Below are 25,034 nucleotides of genomic sequence, written 5' to 3'. Positions count from 1 at the left end.
TTTTGTTCTTTTGCCCACTTAAAATATAAATAATGCAGAAATTTGATGCCATTCGACCGTTTTATGATTCTGAAATAAATGAAGCACTTCATGATGTTGTAAATCATCCGATGATGAAAACCATGATGAACTTTACTTTTCCGGAAGTTAAAGATGAGGTTTGGAAAGAGCAGCTTAAGAAAACACATTCTATTCGTGATTTTCAATGCAATTTTATTTATAATACCATTCAAAAAGTTCTCGAAAAAAGTTCTGAAGGCCTTACAACTTCAGGTTTTGAAAAACTAGAACCAAATACTTCTTATTTATTTATCTCGAATCACAGAGACATCCTTTTAGATACTACTTTGCTGAATGTTTGCTTGTTCGAACATGGATTGGTGATGACAGCATCAGCAATTGGAGATAATTTAGTTAAAAAAGCTTTCTTGGCTACTTTAGCAAAATTAAACCGAAACTTTTTGGTTTTAAGAGGATTATCGCCTCGTGAAATGCTGCAAAGTTCTAAACTGCTGTCTGAATATATGGGACAATTGTTATTGCGCGAAAATCGTTCGGTTTGGATTGCTCAGAAAGAAGGAAGAACAAAAGACGGAAACGACGAGACAAATCCGGGAGTTTTAAAAATGATTGGAATGGCCTCTGATGAAGAAGATTTAATGAATTATTTCAAGAAATTAAAAATAGTTCCTGTTTCTATTTCATACGAATACGATCCAACTGATGTATTGAAAATGCCGCAGTTGATGGCCGAAGCCAACAATGAAGTTTATGTAAAAGATAAAAACGAAGATTTCATGAATATCATCAGCGGTATCATGGGAACTAAGAAAAGAATTCATATTTCTGTTGGCGATGTTTTAGATACAGAAATCGATCAGATTGTTGCTGAAAATGACAATGCAAACAAGCAGGTTCAGGCTTTGGCACAAACGATTGATGATATTATCATTAAAAACTATCAATTATGGCCGACTAACTTTATTGCTTACGATATTTTAAACGAAACAAACAAATTTGCTGATAAGTACAAAGAGAGTGAAAAATCGCTTTTTGAGCGTCGTTTAGAAATGCGTATTGGTAGTGATAATCCTGTTACCAGACAAGGATTTTTGGCAATGTACGCTAATCCGGTTGTCAATAAATTAAAATATCAAGATGTCATCTAAAGCAAAAATACTTTTGATTTATACTGGAGGAACAATCGGTATGAGCAAAGACTTTGAAACTGGAGCACTTAAAGCTTTCAACTTTAGTAAATTAATACAAAAGATTCCCGAAATTAAACAATTGGATTGTGAAATCGAATCGGTTTCTTTTGAAAACCCTATAGATTCATCAAACATGAATCCGAAAATGTGGACCAAAATTGCCACTATTATCGAAGAAAATTACACTTCTTATGACGGTTTTGTGGTTCTTCACGGATCAGACACCATGTCATATTCGGCTTCGGCATTGAGTTTTATGCTCGAAAACTTAGCAAAACCTGTTGTTTTTACAGGATCGCAGTTACCAATTGGGGACTTGCGTACAGATGCAAAAGAAAACCTAATTACAGCGATTCAAATAGCTTCATTACAGGAGAATGGAAAGCCTGTAATTAATGAAGTTTCTCTTTATTTTGAATACAAATTATATCGAGGAAACCGAACTTCAAAAGTAAATGCAGAACATTTTAGAGCTTTTACAGCGCCAAATTATCCTGAATTGGTAGAATCTGGCGTACATTTAAAATTAAATTCTCATTTATTTCTTCCAATAAATAAAGATGCTAAACTGATCGTTCACAAAAACTTAGACAATCACGTTGTGATTATAAAAATGTTCCCGGGAATGAGCGAAGTGGTTTTGGCTTCAATCCTGTCAACTCCGGATTTGCGAGGAATTGTTTTAGAAACGTACGGTTCAGGAAACGCTCCAACCGAAGATTGGTTTTTAAACTTAATCGAAAAAGCAATTAATTCCGGAATGCATATCGTAAACGTAACACAATGTTCAGGCGGTAGTGTTAATATGGGACAATACGAAACCAGTACGGCTTTAAAATCGCTTGGAGTTATCTCAGGAAAAGATATTACTACAGAAGCTGCAATTACAAAATTGATGTATTTGCTAGGTCATAATATTCCGCAAAACGAATTTAAAGATATTTTTGAAACTGCTCTTCGTGGGGAGATTTCTTAAATTTAAGTTCTAATATTTTAAATCCCAAATTCCAATGCTTTGCCGTAAAGAACTTTGTCAAAGTTTTAAACTTTGACAAAGTTGAACACGTTTAGTTGTCATTTTGGAATTTAGAATTTAATTTTTAGAATTTCGATACGGAACTGGGCAAGTTTCCAAGTCTTCTTCTGTCGTTTTATGTTTTTTATAATAGACATATACAAGAACAGAAAGAATACAAATAATTCCCTGAATAGCCACTGTCGTTCTTACGCCAAGCGAATGAGAAACATAGCCGATAATCAAACTTCCCACAGGAATCATTCCCTGATACGCCATCATATAATAGCTGATGCTTCTTGAACGCATACTAACAATGCTATGCGTTTGAATATAAATGTTTATGGATGAAGTTTGTCCCATCATTCCAATGCCGCTCAGAGTCATGCAGATTAGGGCAATTGTAATGCTGCTGGAAACAGCCAAAATTATGATGCTGAAACCTAATAAAAGACTGGCAGCAATCATTAATTTTCCCATATTTTCAGCCGATTTTAAATTGGCTAAATAAACTGCAGACAAAACAGAACCAATTCCGGCGGCACTTTCAAACCAGCTGAAAGTTTCTGCGTTTCCGCTAAAGATATCTTTGGCAAAAACCGGCATTAAAGTATTAAATGAAATAACGAATATACTGCTGCAGGTTAACATTAAGAGCATTCTTGCCATTTCGGTTTCTTTTTTTACATAATCAAGACCTTCTATAAGATCATCCAGCATATTAAGTTTATTCTCTGTTTTAACATGAGGCGTAATTTTCATCATTAATAAAGAAATCAAGACAGGGATGTAGCTGAAAAAGTTTCCCATAAAACAGAAATCTTCACCATAAGTATGCAGAATAATTCCGGCAAGAGCAGGACCGGCGATTCTGGCAAAATTGTTTAAAGTTGAGTTAAGTGCAACCGCATTTGGTAAATCCTTTTTATCATCGACAATATCAATCATCATGGTTTGTCTACAGGTCATATCAAAAGCATTTATAATTCCCTGAATAAGACTCAATGCCAGAATAAAATTGATATTATAAATCTTGAAATAAATTAAAACAGCCAATGCTCCCGCCTGTATCATTGCAGCTGATTGTAAAACGAGCATTGTTTTGTGTCTGTCGTATCGACCAATAATGCTTCCGGCCAAAGGAGCCAGAAATAAAGAAGGAATCATACTTAAAAAAGTTGCCAGACCTAATAAAAATACAGATCCCGTTATACTGTAAACCATCCAGCTTACAGCGGTTTTCTGCATCCAGGTACCAATAACAGAAACAGATTGTCCGTAAAAGAATAATTTGAAATTTTTAGATTTTAAGGCTTTAAACATGATCTTAAATATTTGATACAAAGATCGGAATTATGATTTCATTAGAAAAATTAATAATTTTACTTATTATGAGTATTAAAACTTATCAATATGGAAATTTATCAACTTGAATATTTTATTAAAACGGCTGAGGTTCTTCATTTTACAAAAGCTGCAGAACTCTGTTTTGTAACGCAATCCGGGCTTTCGCAACAAATAAAAAAACTGGAAGAAGAACTTGGTCTGCCTTTATTTAAGCGAATTGGGAAAAAAGTCCAGCTTACAGAAGCAGGATCGGTTTTTTTAATTCACGCCAAAAAAGTGGTTGAAAATGTCGAAAACGGAAAACAGGCAATAGAAGATTTAAACGAAATGATTGGCGGTGAACTTCGAATTGGTGTTACCTATATTTTTGGTTTACTTATTCTTCCTGTCGTAAATGCATTTGCTAAAAAATATCAAAATTTGAAAATTGTTGTTGAATATGGAACTACTGAAACATTAGAACAGAAACTACTTGACAACCAATTAGATGTGGTTTTGGTTATTTCGTCTCATGAAATTGAACTACCCATTCAGAAAGTTCCTTTGTTTACTTCTCACATGGTTTTGGCAGTTTCGGGAACACACACTTTAGCAGCTTTAGATAAAATAGCTTTCAAAAAAATAGAAGAAATTCCATTAGTATTGCCCGGAAAAGGATCAAATTCGAGAGAATTTGTCGAAGAGTTATTTCAAAAATTCAACATGAAACCTAAAATCTCAATAGAACTGCATTCTATACACGCTTTATTGCAAATGGTAGAGAACAGTGACTGGGCGACAATCGTGGCTGAAAAAGCTTTAAAAGGCTGGGATAAGCTTAAGGCGATACAAATTACTGGAGTTGCAACCAAAAGAGAATCTTTTATGCTTACAATTGGTGGATATCAAAAGAAAGCAGTAAAATTATTTATGGAAGAATTTCGAAAAAGCATTTAGTAAACTTAAATTTTGTTTTCGTAACTCAGATTTTTTTGTGTTCTTTGCAAACCAATAAAGAAAGGTGTCCGAGTGGTTTAAGGAGCTAGCCTGGAAAGCTAGTATATGGGTAACTGTATCGAGGGTTCGAATCCCTTCCTTTCTGCTAAGAAAACCCAAACCTGCTGTATTTTGAAGGTTTGGGTTTTTTTGTTCAAAAAAAGTATATCCAAAATACGGTTTTCCACATTATTTTGTTACAGAAAATATTATATATTTGACTCCTGTGTAATACAAATAATTGATGGATCTACCTCCTTATTCGCCAGGATTGCATAAACTGGTTACTTTACATGTCGACAAAACAGAGAAGCTTACAGACAGCAAAAGTTTTGTTACGGTTACCAATTCCATTTTAGAAAAATATGAACTTGAGAAGGTTGGCGCAGTCGTGCATGATTTTGAAAATGATAGTTTCACGATTTCGTACTGTCTCAAAGAATCTCATATTTGTATACATACTTGGCCAGAATACAATCAGCTTACTTTAGATGTTTATTTGTGTAATTATCTTCAGGATAATTCGCAAAAAGTACGAGCTGTAATGACAGATTATGTGGCTTATTTTGAAGCAGAAATTATTAAAGATTTTGAGATTAACCGATAAGATATGAAGATTCCTTGTTACGATTGTAATGTAGAAACCGAATTAGAAGTTGGTTTTGAAGTAGTAAATTTTGTTTGCCCTATATGTCGAAGCCTTTATGAAGTCGATGACGATGGAAAATTTCGCAGAAAATCAAAATATAAAGCAGAAATAGAAACGTATCCACTAGTTATTGGCGAAACAGGCTTCTTAAAAGGAAGCGAATACAAAGTGACGGGTATTTTGAGAAAAAAAGTACATCCTGATTATAGATGGACAGAATTTATTTTGCAAAATGAAGCAAAAGAGTTTCTATATCTATCTGTTTCAAACGGACATTGGATGACGCTTACCGAAATGGAAAAGATTGACGATCTAAAAAAAGGAGTTGAAGTACTCGATTATGATGGTCAGCATTATGATTTATTTGAACATTCGGATGCTGAAATAATTGATGCAAAGGGTTTTTTTGATTTTAAGCTTCCAAACAAAAAAATACATTTGGCTGAATTTATAAATCCGCCATATATTGTTTCGGTAGAAAAAATGAATAATGTTCAGACTGCTTTTCACGGCGAATATCTCAATAAAAGAAAAATGAGAAAAGCATTTCCAGGAATAAAGTTACCGTATCTGTCTGGAACAGGAATGATTCAGCCTTCTCTTTTTGATCTTAAAAACACGGCTATTATTTTCTGTCTTTTTGCTTTGCTGATTATAACGGCAAACTGGTACATCTATAGAGATCAATTTAAACAAACGGTTTTCTCTCAAACCATACAATTTAGTAAATTCGATAATAAAGAAATTACCAGTCCCGCTTTTGAGCTTAAAGGCGCTTCGGCTCCCATGACAATTTCGGTTTCTACAGATGTTGATAATTCTTGGGCCAACTTAAATATTGCACTGATTAACGAAGATACCAATGATGAAATTTATGCCAATAAAGACATTGAATATTATTCGGGATACACCGATGGAGAATATTGGAGAGAAGGAAGCAGTTCTGAAAAATTTAATATCTGCGGCGTAAAACCAGGAAAATACCATCTTATAATTACGCCTATGAAAGCGCCTGAAGACATTAAAAACAATGCTATGCGTGTCAATGTGATTTGGAATGAACCTTCAAGCCGAAACGTTTGGCTCGTTATTATCGGGATGGTTGTGATTTACTTTATCATACGATTCTTTAAAAATCAATTTGAAAAAAATAGATGGGCAGATAGTTCCTATTCAACTTACGATTATGAATAAAATTTCTAATTTCTTTAGTAAGAACTGGGCCTCATTGGCAATAGGTTTCTTTTGCTTTGGAGTTTATATGTACTTTGCTCTTGCAGGAAACCGAATCTGCGATTGCGAAAGAACCGAAAAATATAGCACGGCAGGAAGCCGAACATCTTATAACCGTTTTTATCACAAATAAAAAATCAATCTGTATGGAATTAATTCACGCTCAGCCAATAGTAAATTCGATTATTTATTCTCTTTTAGGAATTGTAATTTTATTAATAGGCTATTTTATTATCGAAAAACTTACGCCGGAAAATACATGGAAAGAAGTTGTAGAAAAAAATAATGTTGCTGTCGCTATTGTTTTAGCAGCATTTATCATCGGAATTTCGATGATAGTAAGCGCCGCAATTCATGGGTAAAAAGTTTCTTAGGTTTGAATTTCTTTTACTCTTTGCCGTATTTATAATTGCCACCTGCGGACTTATTTATGAGTTGGTTGCGGGAACTTTGGCAAGTTATTTATTAGGCGATTCGGTAAAACAATTTTCATTTATAATTGGCGTATACCTATTTTCAATGGGTATAGGCTCATTTTTTTCAAAGTTTTTTCATAAAAATCTGCTCAACACTTTTGTAGAAATCGAAATCTTAGTTGGACTCATCGGAGGTTTGAGTTCGGTAGTTTTGTTTCTGCTGTTTGAAAGTGTAGGTTCGTTTCAACTCATTTTATACTTATTTGTTTTTGTAACCGGATTTTTGGTTGGATTGGAGATTCCGCTTTTAATGAATATTTTAAAAGATAGAGTTGAGTTTAAAGATCTGGTTTCGAATGTTTTTACATTTGATTACATCGGAGCGCTTTTAGCTTCTATATTATTTCCCTTGGTTTTAGTCCCGAAATTGGGAATTATGGGAACTTCTCTTTTCTTCGGAATGATAAATGTGAGTATTGCGATTGCTTTATGCTTTTTATTAAAAAGAGAATTAAGAAAACCTTCTTTATTAAGAGCAAAAGCGATTTTTTCTTTTGTATTGTTATTGGTCGTTTTTATTTTTTCGAATGATATCCTCGCTCATTCAGAAGGGAAATTATATGGAGAAAACATCATTTATACGAATTCAACACCGTATCAGCGCATTGTTTTAACGCATAATAAGAGCGATTACAGGCTTTATTTGAATAACAACCTACAATTCAGTTCTGCAGACGAATATCGTTATCACGAGGCTTTGGTGCATCCCGTAATGTCTATGGCAAAAAGCGTCAAGAACGTTTTGGTTCTAGGTGGAGGTGATGGTTTAGCGGTTCGCGAAATCTTAAAATATAAAGATATAGAAAAAGTAACTTTGGTTGATTTAGACGAAGGAATGACGAAGTTGTTCAAGACCAACACGGTTTTAACCAATTTCAATCAAAATTCATTGAACAATACTAAAGTTACCGTAATCAATACAGATGCTTATATCTGGGCAAAAAGTTGCAAAGAAAAATTCGATGTTGCCATAATCGATTTTCCGGATCCATCCAATTATAGTTTAGGGAAATTGTATTCGCTAAATTTTTATCAAACCATAAAAACCATTTTAAAACCTGATGCAGCAGTTGTTATACAAACAACTTCGCCTTATTTTGCGCCGAAATCTTTCTGGTGTATCAATAAAACGGTAATGCAGGTTTTTCCTCAAGTTGATGCCTATCACGCTTATGTTCCGTCGTTTGGAGAATGGGGTTACACGATTGCGATAAATGGTTTCGGAACTACTTTTAATACCGTAAACCGAAAAACCAAGGGATTGAAATTTTACAATTATCAATTTGACCGTTTCAATTATTTTACGAATGATATGATTTCAAACCAAATTGAAATCAATCGTTTAGATAACCAAATTTTAGTACGCTATTTTGATGAAGAGTGGGGAAAACTGCAATAAATCTAGAAGAAGTTTCTTAAAAATAGTTGGTGCGGCTTTAATTGCGGTTCCGTTTCTGCAGTTTTGTTCGGATAAAATTGCGGTTATCATGATTCGTTTATCAGGAACCAAACATTTGCTCGGACATCGTTTATGGATAAAAGATTTTCCTAAACCAACAAAAAAAATCGAAATTCCGTATTTGATTGTCGGCGGAGGAATTTCTGGTTTAAGCGCGGCGCGTCAGTTTCATAAAAAAGGAATTTCAGATTTTTTAATGGTAGAATTAGAAAATCATTTGGGCGGAAATTCTTCTAACGGAGAAAATAAATATTCTAAATATCCTTTAGGCGCGCATTATTTGCCTTTGCCAAATTTTCAAGACAAAGAATTGCTTCGTTTTCTAGAAGAAGAAAAAATCATTTTGGGTTACGATACAAAAGGCTTTCCGATTTTTGACGAATTGCAATTGACTTTTGCGCCAGACGAACGTTTGTTTTACAAAAATAATTGGCAGGAAGGCGTCGTTCCAAAAGAAGGAAATTCGGTTGCTGATGATTTGGAGTTTGAAAAATTTTTCAAGCAAATGGATGTTTTCAGAACCGGAAAAGGACAAGATCAGAAATATTTGTTTGATATTCCGCTTTATCTTTCTTCGTCAGATGAAAAAACGAGAGCTTTAGATAAAATCACCATGAAAAAATGGTTTCAAGAAAATCATTTTACTTCAGAACCTTTGTACAATTATATCGATTATTGCTGTAAAGACGATTTTGGTTTAGGAATCGAATACGTTTCGGCTTGGGCTGGAATTCATTATTTTGCAGGAAGAAAGCAAGATTGCACACCCGAAAAACATGATAGCGTTTTAACTTGGGCAGAAGGAAATTCTCAATTAGCCAATCATTTGAAAAAATATTCCAAAGATAAAACGCTGAAAAATCATTTGGTTTACGAAGTCAAAACAGAAGGGAATAAAGTAATCGCAAAAGCTTTTGATGATGTCAATAAAACTTCTGTCGAAATTATTGCAGACAAATTGATAATGGCTTCTCCACAATTTGTAAATCAATATTTGATTAAAAATCGAAAAGTATTTACCAAAGATTTTCATTATACGCCTTGGCTTTTGGCAACGTTTACAGTCAATGATTTATTTGATAATTTTAGTTTTCCACTTTCGTGGGATAATGTGATTTACGATGCAAAAGGTTTGGGTTATGTGTACGATCAGCATCAGACCGTGAATCAGGTTCAGGATAAAAAAGTCATTACATATTATTACAGTTTTTCTTCTGCCGATTTAAAGAAAACAAGAAAAGAGCTTTATAAAAAAGATAAAGAATACTGGAAACAATTTGTATTGAATGATTTAAAAATCGCACATCCAGATATTGAAGAATATACAGAAGACATTGAAGTTTTTCTTTTAGGTCACGGAATGATTTCGCCTGCGCCAGGATTTATTTTTGGTGAAGCAAAAAAGCAGGCAAAACAGAATATTGAAAAAAAGATTTATTTCGCGCACAGCGATTTATCAGGAATTTCGATTTTTGAAGAAGCTTTTCATCAGGGAATTAATGTTGTAAATGAAATTGTAGATGGAACAACCGTGGATTCATAAAGCCAAAACCGATTGGGCATTTATTATTGGGCCGTCATTTTTTGTCTTGGCTATCATTTTCATTTTTCAGGATTATATTGCCCAAATTGAGGAGAATTATTCTTTTTACACTTGGCTTTTCCTGATTGTTTTTATAGACGTGGCGCATGTTTATGCGACATTATTCAAAACTTATTTTGTTGCTGATGAATTTCAAAAACAGAAAAGACGATTAATTCTTTTACCGCTAATTTGTTTTGTAACAGGAATTGTGTTTTTCTCTTTCGGAAGTTTGGTTTTTTGGTCGTTTTTGGCTTATGTGGCTGTTTTTCATTTTATAAGACAGCAATATGGTTTTATGAGATTGTATGCTAGAAAAGAAACAAAGACTAAAATCTCGGTTTGCATTGATAATTTAACAATTTATGCTTCAACTGGATATCCGATGCTGTATTGGTTTTTTTCGTCTAAGCGAAAGTTCAACTGGTTTGTAGAAAATGAATTTTTTAGGTTTGAAAATCAAATTGTTTTAGAGATTTTGTTTTGGATTTATATTGCAATTTTGATTTTGTACATGGTTTATACGGCTGTAAAATCAATTCAGAATCAGTTTTTTAATATTCCAAAAAACAGTATTATTCTGGGAACTGCTTTGTCTTGGTATTTTGGAATTGTCTATTTTAATGATGATTTGATTTTTACTTTATTGAATGTCGTATCGCACGGAATTCCGTATATGGCTTTGGTTTATTTTAAAGAAATAGACGGAAAATCACGATCAGAATTGGGAAATTTATCTTTCTTAAAACAGTACAAAGGAATTTTTATTTATATTGGAATTCTGCTTGTAATTGCCTTTTCGGAAGAATTCCTTTGGGAATTTTTTGTTTGGAATGAGAATATTAGCGTTACTGATTTTGATTTTTCTAGTTGGCAGATTTTGTTAGTTCCTTTGTTAACAGTGCCACAGTTTACACATTATTTATTGGATGGTTTTATTTGGAAGTCTAAAAAGTAAAATTGGTTTTAATAGATTTGATTAGATGAAAAAACAGTTTGTAATTTTTGGTATTATTTTTTTATTTCTTTCCTGTTCTAAAAAGGAAGATGTAAAACCATTTCCGTTTGATGAATTTGTATTTTCTTCTTCTGGCTTACATCATGCTATTTCAATGAAATTTACCAAAAGTGATACGGTATATTTTAAGAGAATTTATCCAGAGCCAGTAAAAACTTCGTATGCAATTCTCGAAGTTTCTGAAAGAAAGAAAATAAGTGAATTATATCAGAGCATAAATTTTGAAAAATTTAATGATGTCTACGAACAAGAAAATTTAGTTGATGGAACTAGCTATTTAATCAATATCTTAAAAGAAGGGAAAAGAAAGCAGATTTTTCTTTATGGTCATGTAGCGCCACAAGAGCTAGAAAAATTTATTGATTCTCTTGGAGAAATAAAGAGGAAATTTAAATTTCTTCCAACTGTAAAGATTGTAGATTTTGGAAATTTGAAATCAATTTTACCTCCATCGCCTCCACCAATCCTGTTAAAAAGGTTAATAGAAAACGAAAATCTCTAATCTAGTCCCGACACAAGTGCTACGTACTTTTAAAATTGATTTTTCTGTTTTTTAAAATAAAAAACTAATCCTGCAAAGCCATTTTTACCTTTGGCAAAATGCGCTCTACAAACATCGCATAAGCAGATTCTGAAGGGTGTAAACCATCAGAAGCAACAAGACTTGTGTTGACTAATCCGTTTCTGGTAATGTCTGTAATGGAAACAAAAGTTACACCATTCATCATACAGTAGTTTTCGGCAAATGTGTTGTATTTGTTTATTTCTTCGGTGATTTTCATTCTTCCGTTTGTTCCAAACATCATTCCGAAAGAAGTATAAGCATAATCTGGAATCGAAAGTACAACTACATTTTTTTTATCGCCTTTTGCCAATACAATTGCTTTGGTAACCAATTCGGGAAATTCTTTTTCGTACATGGAAAAATCTCTTCCCTGATATTGATTATTTACGCCAATTAAAAGCGTTACCAAATCATAATTAGATTCTGGATTTTGTTCTTTTATTGCAGTAAGTAAATTATTGGTTGTCCAGCCGGTTGTGGCAATTACTCTTAATGAAAAACTAGTTTCCGGATAAATCGCTTTTAAACTGGTTTTGAGCTGTTCAGGATATCGGCAGGTTTCGCAAACACTTTGACCAATAGTATAACTGTCTCCTAAAGCCAAATAATTTATAGTTTTAGAAATAGGAGTTGTGGGAATTTGTGTTGTTGGCGGAGTTACAGGAGTTGGTGTTCCGGGAGTTTCGGAAGTAGATTCTTCTGTACTGCAACTTAATAAAAATGCTGAAAGAATAACGGTAACTATTTGTTTTAACTGAGGCTTCATAATTTTTAATTTATGCTGGTTTAAACAAATAGTTACGTTAAATATATAGATTTGGTTTTTATACCATTTCTGTTTTAAGTAGAATTTCTTCTTCTATGGCATTCCAAAGTCCGATGCGTTTTTCTAAAGCTAAGATGGAAACTTCTTCAACTTCTTTCCATTTTTGAGCATCATCTTCACATAAATCGGTAATCATCTGCATCGCCATTGGTCCGTGTTCATCTGCATCAAGTTCAATATGTCTTTCGAAATAATATAACAATTTGCTTAAATCTGTATCCGGAAGGTTTTTTTGAAAGTTTTTCAGGATTTCGGTAAACATACTCGGGATCAAGTCTTCTCTTCCAAAAGTAAATGCTGCTGCAATTTGATGAGGTTTTCCTTCTTCAATAACTCTAAAAGTAAAATCTAAGAATGCTTTTATTTCAGGATGAAGCGAACTTTGTTTTATAGCAACAAAAATGTTATGAAGCGAATTTACCGAAGCTAAAAATTTATTAATCTCTGTTATATCCGCACCACAGTCTTCCATTGCCTCAAGGTACATTTCGTAGTGGCTTTGTCTTCTTCCGTCAATGCTTAAATCAGTTTCTTCTGCAAGAACAATTTCATTGATTAAATATCTTGTCTGCGGATTTTTAGTAGCAAACCAAGGTGTTGTTGTACAAGTAAGTTTGGCTTGTAAAGCTTTTAAAAGCGACATAAAATCCCAAACGGCAAAAACATGATTTTCTACAAAACTATGTAAGTCATCAATCGTTTGGATTTTGTTGTATAAAGAATGGTTTAAAAGCTGTTCTTTTTGAGGTTGAATGCTATTGTTTATAGTTTCAATATTCATTTATGTAGATTTTGGTGCAAAGATAAAAAGCTTCTCGGTTAGAAGAAGCTTTTTTAGATTGTTTTTGTATATAATTTAATAGTTGTTTATGATTTAAATGCTGGAATTCCAGTTACATCCATTCCTGTAATCAATAAATGAATGTCATGAGTTCCTTCATAAGTGATGACACTTTCAAGGTTCATCATGTGGCGCATGATCGAATATTCTCCGGTAATTCCCATTCCGCCCAGCATTTGTCTTGCCTCACGTGCAATTTCGATTGCCATGTTAACATTATTACGTTTTGCCATCGATATTTGTGCAGTTGTTGCTTTTCCTTCGTTTCTCAAAACACCTAAACGCCAGGTTAATAATTGAGCCTTTGTAATTTCGGTAATCATTTCGGCCAATTTTTTCTGTTGTAATTGTGTTCCTCCAATTGGTTTGCCAAACTGTATTCTTTCTTTAGCATATCGTAAAGCAGTATCATAACAGTCCATTGCAGCACCAATTGCTCCCCATGCGATTCCATATCTTGCCGAGTCTAAACAGCCAAGCGGAGCACCTAAACCAGATTTATTTGGTAAAAGGTTTTCTTTTGGAACTTTTACGTTATCAAAAATTAATTCTCCGGTTGCAGAAGCTCGAAGTGACCATTTATTGTGAGTTTCAGGAGTTGTAAAACCTTCCATACCTCTTTCAACAATTAAACCGTGAATCCTTCCTTCTTCATTTTTTGCCCAAACAACCGCAATATCTGCAAAAGGAGCATTTGAAATCCACATTTTAGCACCATTTAAAAGATAATAATCGCCCATATCTTTAAAATTGGTAATCATACTTCCCGGGTCTGAACCATGGTCTGGTTCGGTTAAACCAAAACATCCCATATATTCACCTGTTGCTAATTTTGGTAAGTATTTCATGCGTTGTTCTTCGTTTCCGTATTTCCAAATAGGATACATTACTAAAGAAGACTGCACAGACGAAGTTGATCTTACACCAGAATCGCCTCTTTCGATTTCCTGCATAATTAGTCCATAAGAAATCTGGTCTAATCCTGCACCTCCATACTCCACAGGAATATAAGGCCCGAATCCTCCAATTTCTCCAAGCCCTTTTATAATTTGCTTAGGAAATTCTGCTTTTTGAGCGTATTCTTCAATAATAGGAGAAACTTCTCTTTTAACCCATGCACGAGCCGATTCTCGAACTAATTTATGTTCATCTGTTAATAAATCATCAAGATTATAATAATCTGGAGCTTGAAATAAGTCTGGTTTCATTTTTGATAGTTTTTTGCAAAACAAATTTACGCAATAAAAATATAACAAAACAAAGTTAAAATGTTATATTTTTAGAAGTTGATTATAAAATAATCACAAAATAGGTGAATAAATTCTAGTTTATTGATAATTTATAGACTAATTTTGAGATTCCAAAAAACATAAATTGAATGAGGCTGATCATTTCTTTTGTACTCTTTTTTGCCCTAAACATGACATTTGCCCAGCAAAAAGGGGCATTGAGCGAAGAAGAATATTTGATATTGCAGGAAAAAATTCGACTAAATTATAACGCTAATGTCGATAGTGCCCTTGTATATGCTAATCAAATGGCAAAATCAAACAATTATAAACATTTGGCTTTTGCGAATGGAGCAATGACTCAACTGCTTCAGATAAAAGGAAATACAAAGCTTTCAAAAGAAAAATATATATTGGCACTTAAGTACTTAGAGAAAGTGCCGGAATCTCGTGATAAAATCCAGTTAAAGTCATATATATACAATTATGGCGGACTGGCAGAATGGAAAAGAGGTAATTTTAGTGCTGCGCTGGATAAATATCAGCAGGGAATGAAGCTTTCTGTAGAGATTAATGATATTATTCAAATTGTAAAATTTAGAGGAAATATAGCTTTAATTAATGAAGCTGTCGGAAATTATCAATTGTCAATTAAAAACTTAAGGCAGTTGAATGATTTTGTGGACAAAAATGAAGGTATTTTTACAAAAGAAGATTTCTTAAATAGAAAAAGTAATATTAATGTAAGCTTAGGAAGTTCTTATGAAAATTATTTCATTAAAAACTTAGACAAAAAGTACTTACTAGATTCTGCTGAATATTATTATAAAAGAGCAATTAACTATTCGCAGAATTTTGCTGATAACAGAATTACGGCAAAATTAAGTCTGGGAAATATATATAACTGGAAAGGCGATTATAAGGCTGCTGAAAAAACCTATTATGATATAGTATTTTATTCTCAGCAGAACAATCAGCCCGATTTGTTATGTATTGCAAATTATAATCTGGGAGACATTTACTTTACAACCAAAAAGTACGATAAGGCTTTGGTGTTTTTTAAAAAATGCGATTCTCTTGCAGAAATAACGAAATCAAATAATATAGATTTTTTAAAGTCAAATTATTATCAGGCAAAAATTTATAATATAAAAAAAGAGCCTGAACTTGCTTATAAGCACTCTAAAATTTATTTGGATAATTATGAGCAGTTCCAAACAAAATTAAATCATGAAGCCTTAGAAGTAAATTATAAACTAGGGGTAAATGATTTGACAGAAGAGATGGTTGTTATTCAGGAAAAGTATCAATACGATGTATTTTTGAATAAAGCATTAAAGGTTTTTTATGTTCTATTGGTGGTTGGAATCGTCTTTCTATTAATTAAAAATATTAGGGATAAGAATAAGGCACATAAAAAAATGAATGCCTTAATTGAGGAATTTAAGGCTAACATTGAGAAGAAAAATAATACTGAAGTTGAGTTAGGAGATAGAGAAGAAATTTTTGAAAATGAAGAAATTCATCTCAAAAAAGAAAATATTACGCTTAGTATCGATGAGGCCAAAGAGAATAAAATAGTAGAAAAATTACTAGCTCTTGAAGAAAAACTAGAATATCTAAATGCTGATTTTACCCTGCCGTATGTGGCAAAAAAGATAAAAACAAATACAACTTATTTGTCCTACGTAGTTAATAAGCGATTTGGTAAATCGTTTGGGGAGTACTCAAATGAGTTAAAAATTAATTACGTTATCAACGAGATGATTACAAATCATATGTATCGTAAATACTCAACACAAGCAATTGCTGAAAGTGTAGGTTTTAAAAATGCAGTATCTTTTGCTAAATCATTTCGCAAAAGAACTGGAGTATCTCCAGCTCAGTTTGCGAATAATATTTAAGTTTATAAAAACTTTATACTTATAAGGATCTCTTATCCATTACCATTAGTATCCTTTTTTCCAGGATCAACTGGTGGTGGTACTGGATCATCTCCTCCTCTTACCATTTTTTGCTGATTTTTAGATAATTTTTCTTCAACAAAATCTTCGAATTTTAATTTCATATTTGCCATCTTTTTACATGTTACGGTTACTGATTTATCAAAACTACAGAAAATGCTTAGCTCTTGGTCGAGATTTGGGTTTTGAGCATTTTTCATTTTTATTTTTCTTTTTAATTAATTGATAATCAGTATTTTATGAATAAATTATAGTTGATATAATTTATAAATTGTATGTAGTATAATATATAAAATGTGTGTTTATCGCATAATATTTTGAATAAAAACACCAATATTTGTACTGTAATTCGATTTAAAACAGGTCAGGAAGATGTTAAAACTTATTCAAAAATTTCTTCAAATTAACAGATACTCGGAGGTAAAAAATGAGTTTAAAGATTTATTTCTTTCTCATCCAAATTATCCTAGTTTGTTTGCGATAACAGATTCATTTGATTTGTTGTCGATAGAGAATGCTGCAATAAGAGTTCCCAAAGAACAAATAGTTGATCTGCCTTCTAATTTTTTAGCTTATTTTAAAGATGAATTAATCTTGGTAGAAAAAGCTAAAAATCACGTTAGCATAAATACAACTAAAAAAGGAATACAAAAAATATCTTATGAAAAATTTCTTTTAGACTGGAGCGGCGTAATTGTAGCAATTGAACCAAACAATGTTGTAGCAAGAGAAAATTTAAAAGTTGAATTGAATTGGCTAAAATATCTTGTGCCTTTTATATTAGTAGCAGGACTATCATTTTTTTACAACTCATATAGTTTATTTAGTGCTACATTTTTGCTGACAACAGCATTGGGATTAATTGTTAGTATTTTAATTGTTCAGGAAAAACTAGGTTTTAAAAACGGACTAATTACAAATTTTTGTAATCTAACTACAAATTCTTCTTGTAATTCTGTTTTAAGTTTTACTGAAAATTATGAAAACAGATGGATTAGTTTTTCAGACTTACCTCTTTTGTTTTTTGGAGCAAGCTTTATTTCAATATTGGTTCAGCCATTTAACTAGTCGATTTTTGTTGGGTTTTTGAGTTTGCTGGCGATTCCGGTTATTGTTTCTTCAATATGGATTCAAAAATTCGAACTTCAAAAATGGTGTGTGATGTGTTTAATGGTTTCATTTTTGATTTTTACACAAAGTGCAATTTGGTTTTTGTCAGATTTATTTACGCTAAGTTTCAGTTTCAGTACCATTTTCCCATTTCTATTTTCTTTATTACTTCTGATACCAATTGGATTTGTCGTAAAATCAATAGCAAAAGATGTTCTTAATAATGAAAATTCATTAAAAGAACTTAAAAAATTCAAAAGAAATTATTCGTTGTTAAACTTTTTATCTAAAAAAGTTTCTCATCAAAATGGATTTGAGGACTTAAGAGGGTTAAATTTTGGAAATAGAAGTGCCGTAGTAAAACTTTCTATAATAATAAGCCCAAGTTGCGCTCATTGTCATAAAACATTTCAGGAAGCTTTTGATTTAGTTTTAAAGTTCCCGGATAAGATATTTTTAAGTGTTCTGTTTAACATTAATCCGGAGAATTTAGATAATCCATATAAAGCTGTTGTAGAAAGACTTTTAACCATAAACAGATCAACTCCGGGAAAAACAGTTGAAGCGATTTCAGATTGGCATATAAAAAAAATGAGTCTGAAAAAATGGTTGAAAAAATGGCATGTTGATAATGTAAGTATGATGATTAACCAGGAAATAAACAAGCAATACGAGTGGTGTTCAAAAAACAATTTCAATTATACACCAGTAAAAATTGTAAATGAAAAATTGTTTCCTAATGAGTATGAATTAAGTGAACTAAAATATTTCTTAAACGATTTTGTTGAAGAAAAGGAAACACCGGTATTAGAAAGAATAGCCTAGTTTAACATTTGATAAATATTAATGAACAATTAAAAATTAGAAATCATGTTAAAAAATATATTAAACTTAGAAGGAACACAAGAGATAAGTGTAAGCGAACAAAAAACAATAATTGGAATTATAAGCATAGAATTAGCATCAAAATGCGATGCCAATTCGATTATAGTAGAAGATTGTACAGACTATTTTTCAGATTTGAATTAAAAGCTGCACAGTTATTGCTAAGGTAGAAAAGCAAAGAATTAGAATGTCTTTGCAATCCTAAATTTTTAAAATTATTTAAAGTAATATACAATAAAGCCTTTTTAAAATTTAGTCATGTTTTTTTTAATTTGTAGGCGCTCGATCGTGGAACATTGAGCAAATTATCCCAACATTGATGATTGGTGTCGGGATTCTCAGGATAATTGGTCACTTGGGTCGGTTTTATTTGGTTAGGGCTGATCAAGTGCCATCTCCTAGAGAAGTATGTTACTAAAAATACCTTTTTTAGATACTTAAAAGAGTAGATTTATTTCTACTCTTTTTTTGTTTACTATAAAAAATATTGAAAAATAAATTTTGACCTATTTAAATTAAAAAATGGTTTATATTTTTTAAGATTTTTTGTATAATATTGCTATGAATAAACCCAAATAGCAGAATTGAAAAAATTCACCAATTACAAACAGGCAGATTATAAAGATTGCGGACCTACATGTTTAAAAATAATAGCAAAACATTACGGCAAAACAATCAACATTCAGGAATTGCGGGACAGCAGCGAGACGACTCGTGAAGGAAGCAATTTGCTTTTTTTGAGTGATGCCGCTGAGAAAATTGGTTTCAGAACTTTGGGAGTAAAATTAAGTTCCGAAAGGTTAGACGAAGCGCCGCTGCCTTGTATTCTACATTGGAACAATAATCATTATGTTGTACTTTATAAAATAAAAAAAGGCAGATATTACATTTCAGACCCTGCTTTTGGATTAATTGAATACAATAAAGCGGATTTTTTAAAATTCTGGATTGGCAATAATGCCAATGATTCTACTCAGGAAGGTATCGCGCTTTTAATGGAACCAACACCAAAATTCTTCCAGTCAGATTTTGATAAAGAAGATAATAAAGGTTTAGGGTTTAAGCTTTTGTTTCAATATGTACTGCGGTATAAATCTTTTTTGATTCAGTTGAGTATTGGGCTTTTGGCCAGCAGTTTACTCCAGCTTATTTTTCCGTTTTTAACCCAGAGTATTGTTGATGTAGGGATACAAAATCAAAATATTCATTTTATTTATTTAATACTTTTTGCGCAATTATTTCTTTTTGCCGGAAGAACCGGTCTGGAACTTATAAGAAGCTGGATATTATTGCATCTTTCGACAAGAATCAACATATCGCTAATCTCAGATTTCTTCATCAAATTGATGAATCTTCCAATTTCATTTTTTGATGTGAGAATGACCGGTGATATCATGCAGCGTATTAATGATCATCGCAGAATCGAAAAAATCCTTACAACCTCATCTTTAAATGTGTTGTTTTCTGTCATTAATATGTTTGTTATGGGAGCAGTTCTGGCTTATTTTAATCTGAAAATATTTTTAGTATTTTTTGCAGGAAGTGCTCTTTATTTTGGGTGGATTACCTTGTTTTTAAAAAGAAGAGAAGTTCTGGATTACAAACGTTTTGCTGAGGTTTCTCAGGAACAGAGTAAAGTGATGGAACTCATAAACGGTATGCAGGAAATCAAACTCCATAACGCCGAAAAACAGAAACGCTGGGGTTGGGAATATGTTCAGGCAAGATTGTTCAGGGTTTCGATAAAAGGTCTAATTTTAGAACAAAGCCAGACTATAGGTTCATCTGTCATAAATGAATTAAAAAATATTTTCATCATATTTCTCTCTGCAAAATTAGTAATAGATGGTTCGATAACCCTTGGTATGATGCTGGCAATCAGTTCGATTGTAGGGAGCTTAAACGGGCCAATAACCCAGCTTATAGAATTTGTAAGAGAACTTCAGGATGCGAAAATATCATTGGCAAGACTGTCTGAAATACACGAAAAAGAAGATGAAACCCAACAGGAAGAACACCAGTCAAATGATGTTCCTTACAATTCAGATATTGAAATTAAAAATGTTTCTTATCGATATTTAGGATCAGATATTCCAGTATTAAAAGATCTTGATTTGATAATTCCGGCCAATAAAGTAACAGCTATAGTAGGCGTGAGCGGAAGCGGAAAAACAACACTCATGAAACTGCTTTTGAAATTTTATGAACCTGAAAAAGGAGAAATCAATATTGGAAATTCAAACCTGAAAAATATTTCGCAAAAAGCATGGCGTTCTAATATTGGAGCTGTAATGCAGGAAGGCTTTATTTTTAGTGATACTATTGCCAATAATATTGCTTTTGGAATCGATAAAATTGATAAAGAAAGACTGGTTTATGCAGCAGATGTGGCCAATATAAAAGAATATATAAGCGAACTTCCTCTTGGTTACAATACAAAAATTGGCGCCGAGGGAACAGGAATGAGTACAGGGCAGAAACAGCGGTTGTTAATTGCAAGAGCGGTTTATAAAAACCCTGAAATACTCTTTTTTGACGAAGCTACATCAGCTCTGGATGCTAATAATGAAAAAGAAATTATGCAGAAACTGGATATTTTCTTTAAAAATAAAACCGTAATTGTAATTGCTCACCGTTTAAGCACGGTCATGAATGCTGATCAGATTGTGGTTTTAGAAAAAGGAAAAATTATTGAAATAGGATCACATTCGGCTTTAGTGGCACAGAAAGGGAATTATTTTGAATTGGTTAAAAATCAATTACAGTTAGGAAATTAATCATGGCAGAAGACAATACTACATTCGAATTAAGAAGCGAGGAGGTTCAGGACATTCTGACCAAAGTACCGCATTGGATGATCCGCTGGGGAACCGTTTTGATTTTTGTTATCATCCTGATGCTCTTTTTTGTTTCCTGGTTCATAAAATATCCAGATGTTGTCAATACCGAAATTGTCATTACAACCAATATTCCGCCAGAGAAAATTGTTGCTAAATCCTCGGGTCGTATTGAAGCTATATTGGTTAAAAACAAGGCGATAGTTAATAAAAACAGCATACTTGCCATTATAGAAAACACGGCCAATTATAATGATGTTTTTTTGCTGAAAAGTATAACTGACAGCTATAATATTAATGATCCAAAAACAGAATTTCCTTTCTCAAAACTTAAAAATGCACAACTGGGAGAAATTGAAAGCGCTTTTGCTGTTTTTCAAAAAGATTATCAGGCACAGGAATTAAATCATGATCTGCAGCCTTTTGCCATTGAAAACAGAGCTCAGGTTTCTGAAAAAATTCAGATAAAAGAAAGGCTGGAAATTTTGCAGCAGCAAAAAGTAATTAATGAAAGCGAACTGCAGTTACAGAAAAATGAAGTAGCCCGTTTTGAAGTTTTATTCAATAAAGGAATTATTTCGGCTCAGGAAATGGAAGTTAAAAAGCTTAGTTTTTTACAAGCACAGAAAAGCTACAGAGGTTTGTTATCGTCTATTTCGCAGCTGAAATCATCATTGATTGATAATACAAAATCAAGTCAGAGTTCTAAGGCAAACAGCACTAAGGAAGAAGTTAACTTAGGCAGAAATATGGCGCAGTCTTTCTATCAGCTTAAAAAAGTAATTAAAGACTGGGAATTGGCTTATGCCTTAAAATCTTCTATAAGCGGAAAAGTTAGTTTCCTGCAGGTTTGGACAGAAAACCAAACGATTAATTCCGGCGATAATGTTTTCTCGATTATTCCCGATGCTAAAAATGGTTACATAGGAAAAGTAAAAGCTCCGGCGTTGAATTCAGGTAAAATAAAAGTAGGGCAGCGGGTTAATATTCGCCTGGCAAATTTTCCCGACAGAGAGTTTGGTGTTTTAAAAGGAAAAATTCAGAATATTTCTCTGGTTCCGGATAAAGACGGAAATCTGCTGATTGATGTTGCTCTCCCAAACGGACTTGAAACATCTTATAAAAAACAAATTGTATTTCAGCAGGAAATGAAAGGAAGTGCAGAAATCGTGACCGAAGATTTAAGGTTAATTGAAAGAATCTTATATCAATTTAAAAGTATATTTGAGCAGGTTTAGAATTTTAAATAGAAATCTTTTGTAAGCTCAATATATTCCGGGGTATAAACGTGTCTGTCGATTTCAATTATTAATTCATTAATTTCAATTTCAGAAACTTCATTTCGGCTAAAAGCTAATAGACTTCGTTTAATTTCCGATTTTGAAGTGCCTTTTACACGTGTAATTTTTATTGGGTATAATTCGAAATCTTTCGCCAAAGCAGTAAATTTTTCTTCTTCCCTAAAAGGAATAATTACAGCTAAAATTCCGTTGTCTGAAAGCAGTAAATCAGCAGCTTCTACAATTTCATCAAAGGGCATTGCATCTTGAAATCTTGCTAAATCACGCTGTTCGTTATCAGTTTTATAATCTTCGGAATAAAAAGGCGGATTTGAAACAATCAAATCGTATTCTTCTTCTGGTTCTTCTATAAATTCATCTAAACCAGCATGAAAACAAAATAATCTATCACCCCACGGAGAACTTTCAAAATTTTCTACTGCTTGTTCATAAGCATCTTCGTCAATTTCAAGAGCATCAATTTGTTCAGCGTGAGTTCTCTGCGCAAGCATTAAAGCAATAATTCCTGTTCCTGCGCCAATATCTAAAATACTAAATGGATTATGATGAATTGGAGCCCAAGAACCTAATAAAACGCCATCAGTACCAACTTTCATAGCGGTTTTATCTTGTTTTACAGAAAATTGCTTGAACTGAAACATTTTGATTTAATTTTTTAAGAAAAAGATTTTTAACTGAAACTTTAGTTTTCGGTGCAATTAACCGATTAAACCAATCAGTTTTTACAAATACATCTCAATCAATCCTTCCGGAAGATTCATGATGATTTTTTTATTTTCACGATCTACTTTTACCAAAAAATGATCAATCATCGGAACTAATATTTCGACTTCACCATTTAAAACTTCAAAAAGAGGTTGTGCAGTAGTATCATTAATGGCAGCAATTTTTCCGAAAACGCCTAAACGCTGATCTTCAATTTCGAAACCAATTACTTCATGAAAATAAAATTTGTTACCAGAAAGTTTTGGCAACATTGATAGTGGAAGATAAATTCCGTTTCCAACAAGAGCGTCAGCATCTTCTTCGGTATTAACATCTTCAAAACGAACTCTAAGAAAGTCGCCTTTGTGTAAAGAACTTGATTCAATAAAAAAAGGAACCAAGTGTTTGTTGTGTTCAACAAACACTGATTCCAGATTTTCGTATAACTCAGGTTCATCCGTATCTAAATAGATTAAGACTTCACCTTTGAAACTAAATTTTTTAGCGATTTTACCTAAATAAAAACATTCTTCTTTACGCATTTATCGCTAAGGTAAAATTATGCTTCAGTTGTTTCGTTATTCTCTTCAGCAGCAGGAGCTTCTTCAGTTGCTTCAACTTCAGCAACTTCTTCAGTAGTCTCAGCAGCTTGTGCAGCAGCATCAGCTTCAGCTTGTGCAGCGGCAGCATCAGCAACACGTTTAGCGTTAACTTCTTGCTCAGCTTTTAAAGCTTTTGCTTTAGCATCAGCTTTTGCTTTAGATAAACCATCTTTTTTAGCGTCAACTTTTCCAGCTTTAGCTTCTAACCAAGCAGTTAATTTAGCATCAGCTTGTTCTTGCGTCAAAGCTCCTTTACGAACTCCTCCGTCAAGGTGGTGTTTCAATAAAGCACCTTTGTAAGAAAGGATAGCTCTGGCAGTATCAGTTGGCTGAGCACCATTGTGTAGCCATTTAACTGCGCTGTCAAGGTTTAACTCAACAGTTGCTGGGTTTGTGTTTGGATTGTAAGTACCGATTTTCTCTAAGTATCTACCATCTCTTTTTGAGCGTGCATCTGCAGCTACTACCCAGTAAAAAGGTTTTCCTTTTTTACCGTGTCTTTGTAATCTAATTTTTACTGACATAATCTTATGATTAAATTTTGAGGTACTCGACCTCTGTTAATTAAGGGCGCAAAGATATAATTTTTTTATTAATTATTCGTTTCAAAAAGTATTAAATGTAGTTACGACAGTATTTTAGCGTTTTTTTGACTTTAAATTTTAAATATTTATCTCATAATGCGGTACTTTTGCATTAAATTCATCATTTACATGAAAAAATATTTTTACTTTTTATCATTTTTATTTCTCCTTATATCTTGTACAGAAGATGTAAAATTTAATAACCCTGCTTTTCAAACTTTAAAAAATAATGTTTTCTGGAGGTCTCAGGCATATAAAGCTCATTTTGGTACAAACGGTATTTTAGTTATTGAAGGTTCGCTTGGATATGAAAAAATTATACTGCAAACAGCTTCTTCATCTGAACAAACTTTTATTTTAGGGGTTAATGATGTTTCTAAAGCTACGTATAAAAATACACTTCCTGCGGAATCAGCTTCATTTTCTACAGGTACAAACAAGGGCAGCGGACAAATTGTTATTACAGATTATGATACGGATGCGAGTACGATTTCGGGAACATTTAAGTTTACTGCTGTAAACGATGACGAAAGCAATATAGAAAATCCCAAAGTCAATTTTACAGAAGGAGTTTTTTATAAAATTCCAATTGAAGGAAATGTTCCGGAAATGTGATTTTT

Annotated in this window: 26 protein-coding genes and 1 tRNA gene; 19 read left to right on the top strand and 8 right to left on the bottom strand. The window is 32.7% G+C overall.

All coding sequences use genetic code 11. The features are described from left to right. The first annotated feature begins 32 nt into the window (after positions 1 to 32). Complete coding sequence (locus BUC29_RS03220; protein ID WP_073413279.1) at positions 33 to 1,169, top strand: 1-acyl-sn-glycerol-3-phosphate acyltransferase; 1,137 nt, start codon at positions 33 to 35, stop codon at positions 1,167 to 1,169. Further along, the gene (locus tag BUC29_RS03215; RefSeq protein WP_073413277.1) at positions 1,159 to 2,187 is read left to right on the top strand and encodes an asparaginase; all 1,029 of its coding nucleotides are present in this window, start codon (positions 1,159 to 1,161) and stop codon (positions 2,185 to 2,187) included. The genes BUC29_RS03220 and BUC29_RS03215 overlap by 11 nt, the downstream gene beginning before the upstream one ends. 117 nt (positions 2,188 to 2,304) lie before the next feature. On the opposite strand, the gene BUC29_RS03210 is transcribed toward BUC29_RS03215, so the two are convergent. Next, positions 2,305 to 3,549 (bottom strand): MFS transporter, encoded by a 1,245-nt coding sequence (locus tag BUC29_RS03210; protein WP_073413275.1) that lies wholly within the window; start codon positions 3,547 to 3,549, stop codon positions 2,305 to 2,307. A gap of 90 nt (positions 3,550 to 3,639) precedes the next feature. Here BUC29_RS03210 and BUC29_RS03205 point away from each other — a divergent pair, with 90 nt between their 5' ends. From BUC29_RS03205 to BUC29_RS03160, 10 genes are all read left to right on the top strand, one after another. Next, on the top strand, positions 3,640 to 4,509 hold the full coding sequence (locus BUC29_RS03205) for a LysR substrate-binding domain-containing protein (protein WP_073413273.1): 870 nt from the start codon (positions 3,640 to 3,642) through the stop codon (positions 4,507 to 4,509). 58 nt (positions 4,510 to 4,567) lie between these two features. Then, positions 4,568 to 4,654: transfer RNA gene (locus tag BUC29_RS03200), tRNA-Ser, on the top strand. Between the two features lie 138 nt (positions 4,655 to 4,792). Then, complete coding sequence (locus tag BUC29_RS03195; protein WP_073413271.1) at positions 4,793 to 5,155, top strand: S-adenosylmethionine decarboxylase family protein; 363 nt, start codon at positions 4,793 to 4,795, stop codon at positions 5,153 to 5,155. A gap of 3 nt (positions 5,156 to 5,158) precedes the next feature. Further along, the gene (locus BUC29_RS03190; protein WP_073413269.1) at positions 5,159 to 6,391 is read left to right on the top strand and encodes a DUF4178 domain-containing protein; all 1,233 of its coding nucleotides are present in this window, start codon (positions 5,159 to 5,161) and stop codon (positions 6,389 to 6,391) included. After that, entirely contained in the window at positions 6,384 to 6,563 is a 180-nt protein-coding gene (locus BUC29_RS03185; RefSeq protein WP_073413267.1) for a hypothetical protein, read from the top strand. The genes BUC29_RS03190 and BUC29_RS03185 overlap by 8 nt, the downstream gene beginning before the upstream one ends. Before the next feature lie 13 nt (positions 6,564 to 6,576). Then, a complete protein-coding gene (locus tag BUC29_RS03180; RefSeq protein ID WP_073413265.1) occupies positions 6,577 to 6,792 on the top strand; it encodes a DUF350 domain-containing protein in 216 nt (71 codons plus the stop codon). Then, positions 6,785 to 8,305 carry a polyamine aminopropyltransferase gene (locus tag BUC29_RS03175; RefSeq protein ID WP_073413263.1) on the top strand — a complete coding sequence of 507 codons (1,521 nt, stop codon included), beginning with the start codon at positions 6,785 to 6,787 and terminating at the stop codon, positions 8,303 to 8,305. Before BUC29_RS03180 ends, BUC29_RS03175 begins: the two co-directional genes overlap by 8 nt. After that, positions 8,280 to 9,908 carry an NAD(P)/FAD-dependent oxidoreductase gene (locus tag BUC29_RS03170; RefSeq protein ID WP_084538575.1) on the top strand — a complete coding sequence of 543 codons (1,629 nt, stop codon included), beginning with the start codon at positions 8,280 to 8,282 and terminating at the stop codon, positions 9,906 to 9,908. Before BUC29_RS03175 ends, BUC29_RS03170 begins: the two co-directional genes overlap by 26 nt. Beyond that, positions 9,886 to 10,905 carry a hypothetical protein gene (locus BUC29_RS03165; RefSeq protein WP_073413261.1) on the top strand — a complete coding sequence of 340 codons (1,020 nt, stop codon included), beginning with the start codon at positions 9,886 to 9,888 and terminating at the stop codon, positions 10,903 to 10,905. The genes BUC29_RS03170 and BUC29_RS03165 overlap by 23 nt, the downstream gene beginning before the upstream one ends. A gap of 25 nt (positions 10,906 to 10,930) precedes the next feature. Next, positions 10,931 to 11,467 (top strand): DUF6438 domain-containing protein, encoded by a 537-nt coding sequence (locus tag BUC29_RS03160; protein WP_073413259.1) that lies wholly within the window; start codon positions 10,931 to 10,933, stop codon positions 11,465 to 11,467. Between the two features lie 64 nt (positions 11,468 to 11,531). Here the strand turns inward: BUC29_RS03160 and BUC29_RS03155 are convergent, their stop codons facing one another. The 3 genes from BUC29_RS03155 to BUC29_RS03145 form a co-directional block, all read right to left on the bottom strand. Continuing rightward, on the bottom strand, positions 11,532 to 12,296 hold the full coding sequence (locus tag BUC29_RS03155) for an SGNH/GDSL hydrolase family protein (RefSeq protein WP_073413257.1): 765 nt from the start codon (positions 12,294 to 12,296) through the stop codon (positions 11,532 to 11,534). A gap of 58 nt (positions 12,297 to 12,354) precedes the next feature. Then, the gene (locus BUC29_RS03150; protein WP_073413255.1) at positions 12,355 to 13,137 is read right to left on the bottom strand and encodes a DUF3050 domain-containing protein; all 783 of its coding nucleotides are present in this window, start codon (positions 13,135 to 13,137) and stop codon (positions 12,355 to 12,357) included. Positions 13,138 to 13,223: 86 nt separating this feature from the next. Continuing rightward, positions 13,224 to 14,405, bottom strand: coding sequence for an acyl-CoA dehydrogenase family protein (locus BUC29_RS03145; RefSeq protein WP_073413253.1), 1,182 nt, complete (start codon positions 14,403 to 14,405; stop codon positions 13,224 to 13,226). A gap of 170 nt (positions 14,406 to 14,575) precedes the next feature. Between BUC29_RS03145 and BUC29_RS03140 the strand changes: the two genes are divergently transcribed. Then, positions 14,576 to 16,330: an AraC family transcriptional regulator gene (locus BUC29_RS03140; RefSeq protein ID WP_073413251.1), complete on the top strand. Its 1,755-nt coding sequence runs from the start codon at positions 14,576 to 14,578 to the stop codon at positions 16,328 to 16,330. Positions 16,331 to 16,362: 32 nt separating this feature from the next. On the opposite strand, the gene BUC29_RS21670 is transcribed toward BUC29_RS03140, so the two are convergent. Beyond that, complete coding sequence (locus BUC29_RS21670; protein ID WP_244160755.1) at positions 16,363 to 16,590, bottom strand: hypothetical protein; 228 nt, start codon at positions 16,588 to 16,590, stop codon at positions 16,363 to 16,365. 172 nt (positions 16,591 to 16,762) lie between these two features. Between BUC29_RS21670 and BUC29_RS21665 the strand changes: the two genes are divergently transcribed. The 5 genes from BUC29_RS21665 (at position 16,763) to BUC29_RS03125 (ending at position 22,460) form a co-directional block, all read left to right on the top strand. After that, positions 16,763 to 17,458, top strand: coding sequence for a cysteine peptidase family C39 domain-containing protein (locus BUC29_RS21665; RefSeq protein WP_244160754.1), 696 nt, complete (start codon positions 16,763 to 16,765; stop codon positions 17,456 to 17,458). 18 nt (positions 17,459 to 17,476) lie between these two features. Next, positions 17,477 to 18,325, top strand: coding sequence for a vitamin K epoxide reductase family protein (locus tag BUC29_RS21660; protein WP_244160752.1), 849 nt, complete (start codon positions 17,477 to 17,479; stop codon positions 18,323 to 18,325). A 45-nt stretch (positions 18,326 to 18,370) separates the two neighbouring features. Next, positions 18,371 to 18,529 (top strand): hypothetical protein, encoded by a 159-nt coding sequence (locus BUC29_RS21445; RefSeq protein WP_167369515.1) that lies wholly within the window; start codon positions 18,371 to 18,373, stop codon positions 18,527 to 18,529. Between the two features lie 440 nt (positions 18,530 to 18,969). After that, on the top strand, positions 18,970 to 21,162 hold the full coding sequence (locus BUC29_RS03130; protein ID WP_073413249.1) for a peptidase domain-containing ABC transporter: 2,193 nt from the start codon (positions 18,970 to 18,972) through the stop codon (positions 21,160 to 21,162). Between the two features lie 2 nt (positions 21,163 to 21,164). Continuing rightward, positions 21,165 to 22,460: an HlyD family secretion protein gene (locus tag BUC29_RS03125; RefSeq protein ID WP_073413247.1), complete on the top strand. Its 1,296-nt coding sequence runs from the start codon at positions 21,165 to 21,167 to the stop codon at positions 22,458 to 22,460. On the opposite strand, the gene BUC29_RS03120 is transcribed toward BUC29_RS03125, so the two are convergent. From BUC29_RS03120 to BUC29_RS03110, 3 genes are all read right to left on the bottom strand, one after another. After that, positions 22,457 to 23,164, bottom strand: a complete 708-nt coding sequence (locus BUC29_RS03120) for a tRNA1(Val) (adenine(37)-N6)-methyltransferase (RefSeq protein WP_073413245.1) — start codon at positions 23,162 to 23,164, stop codon at positions 22,457 to 22,459. The genes BUC29_RS03125 and BUC29_RS03120 overlap by 4 nt on opposite strands. Positions 23,165 to 23,245: 81 nt before the next feature. After that, positions 23,246 to 23,770: a ribosome maturation factor RimM gene (rimM, locus tag BUC29_RS03115; RefSeq protein WP_073413243.1), complete on the bottom strand. Its 525-nt coding sequence runs from the start codon at positions 23,768 to 23,770 to the stop codon at positions 23,246 to 23,248. A 17-nt stretch (positions 23,771 to 23,787) separates the two neighbouring features. Next, positions 23,788 to 24,354, bottom strand: coding sequence for a 30S ribosomal protein S16 (locus BUC29_RS03110; protein ID WP_073413241.1), 567 nt, complete (start codon positions 24,352 to 24,354; stop codon positions 23,788 to 23,790). A 189-nt stretch (positions 24,355 to 24,543) separates the two neighbouring features. On the opposite strand from BUC29_RS03110, the gene BUC29_RS03105 reads away from it, so the two are divergent. Then, positions 24,544 to 25,029, top strand: a complete 486-nt coding sequence (locus tag BUC29_RS03105) for a DUF6252 domain-containing protein (RefSeq protein WP_073413239.1) — start codon at positions 24,544 to 24,546, stop codon at positions 25,027 to 25,029. The last annotated feature ends 5 nt before the right edge of the window (positions 25,030 to 25,034 follow it).

It is taken from the genome of Flavobacterium defluvii (assembly GCF_900129555.1).
In the GTDB taxonomy this organism is placed as follows: domain Bacteria; phylum Bacteroidota; class Bacteroidia; order Flavobacteriales; family Flavobacteriaceae; genus Flavobacterium; species Flavobacterium defluvii.
This window is presented reverse-complemented; position numbering and strand designations above follow the sequence as displayed.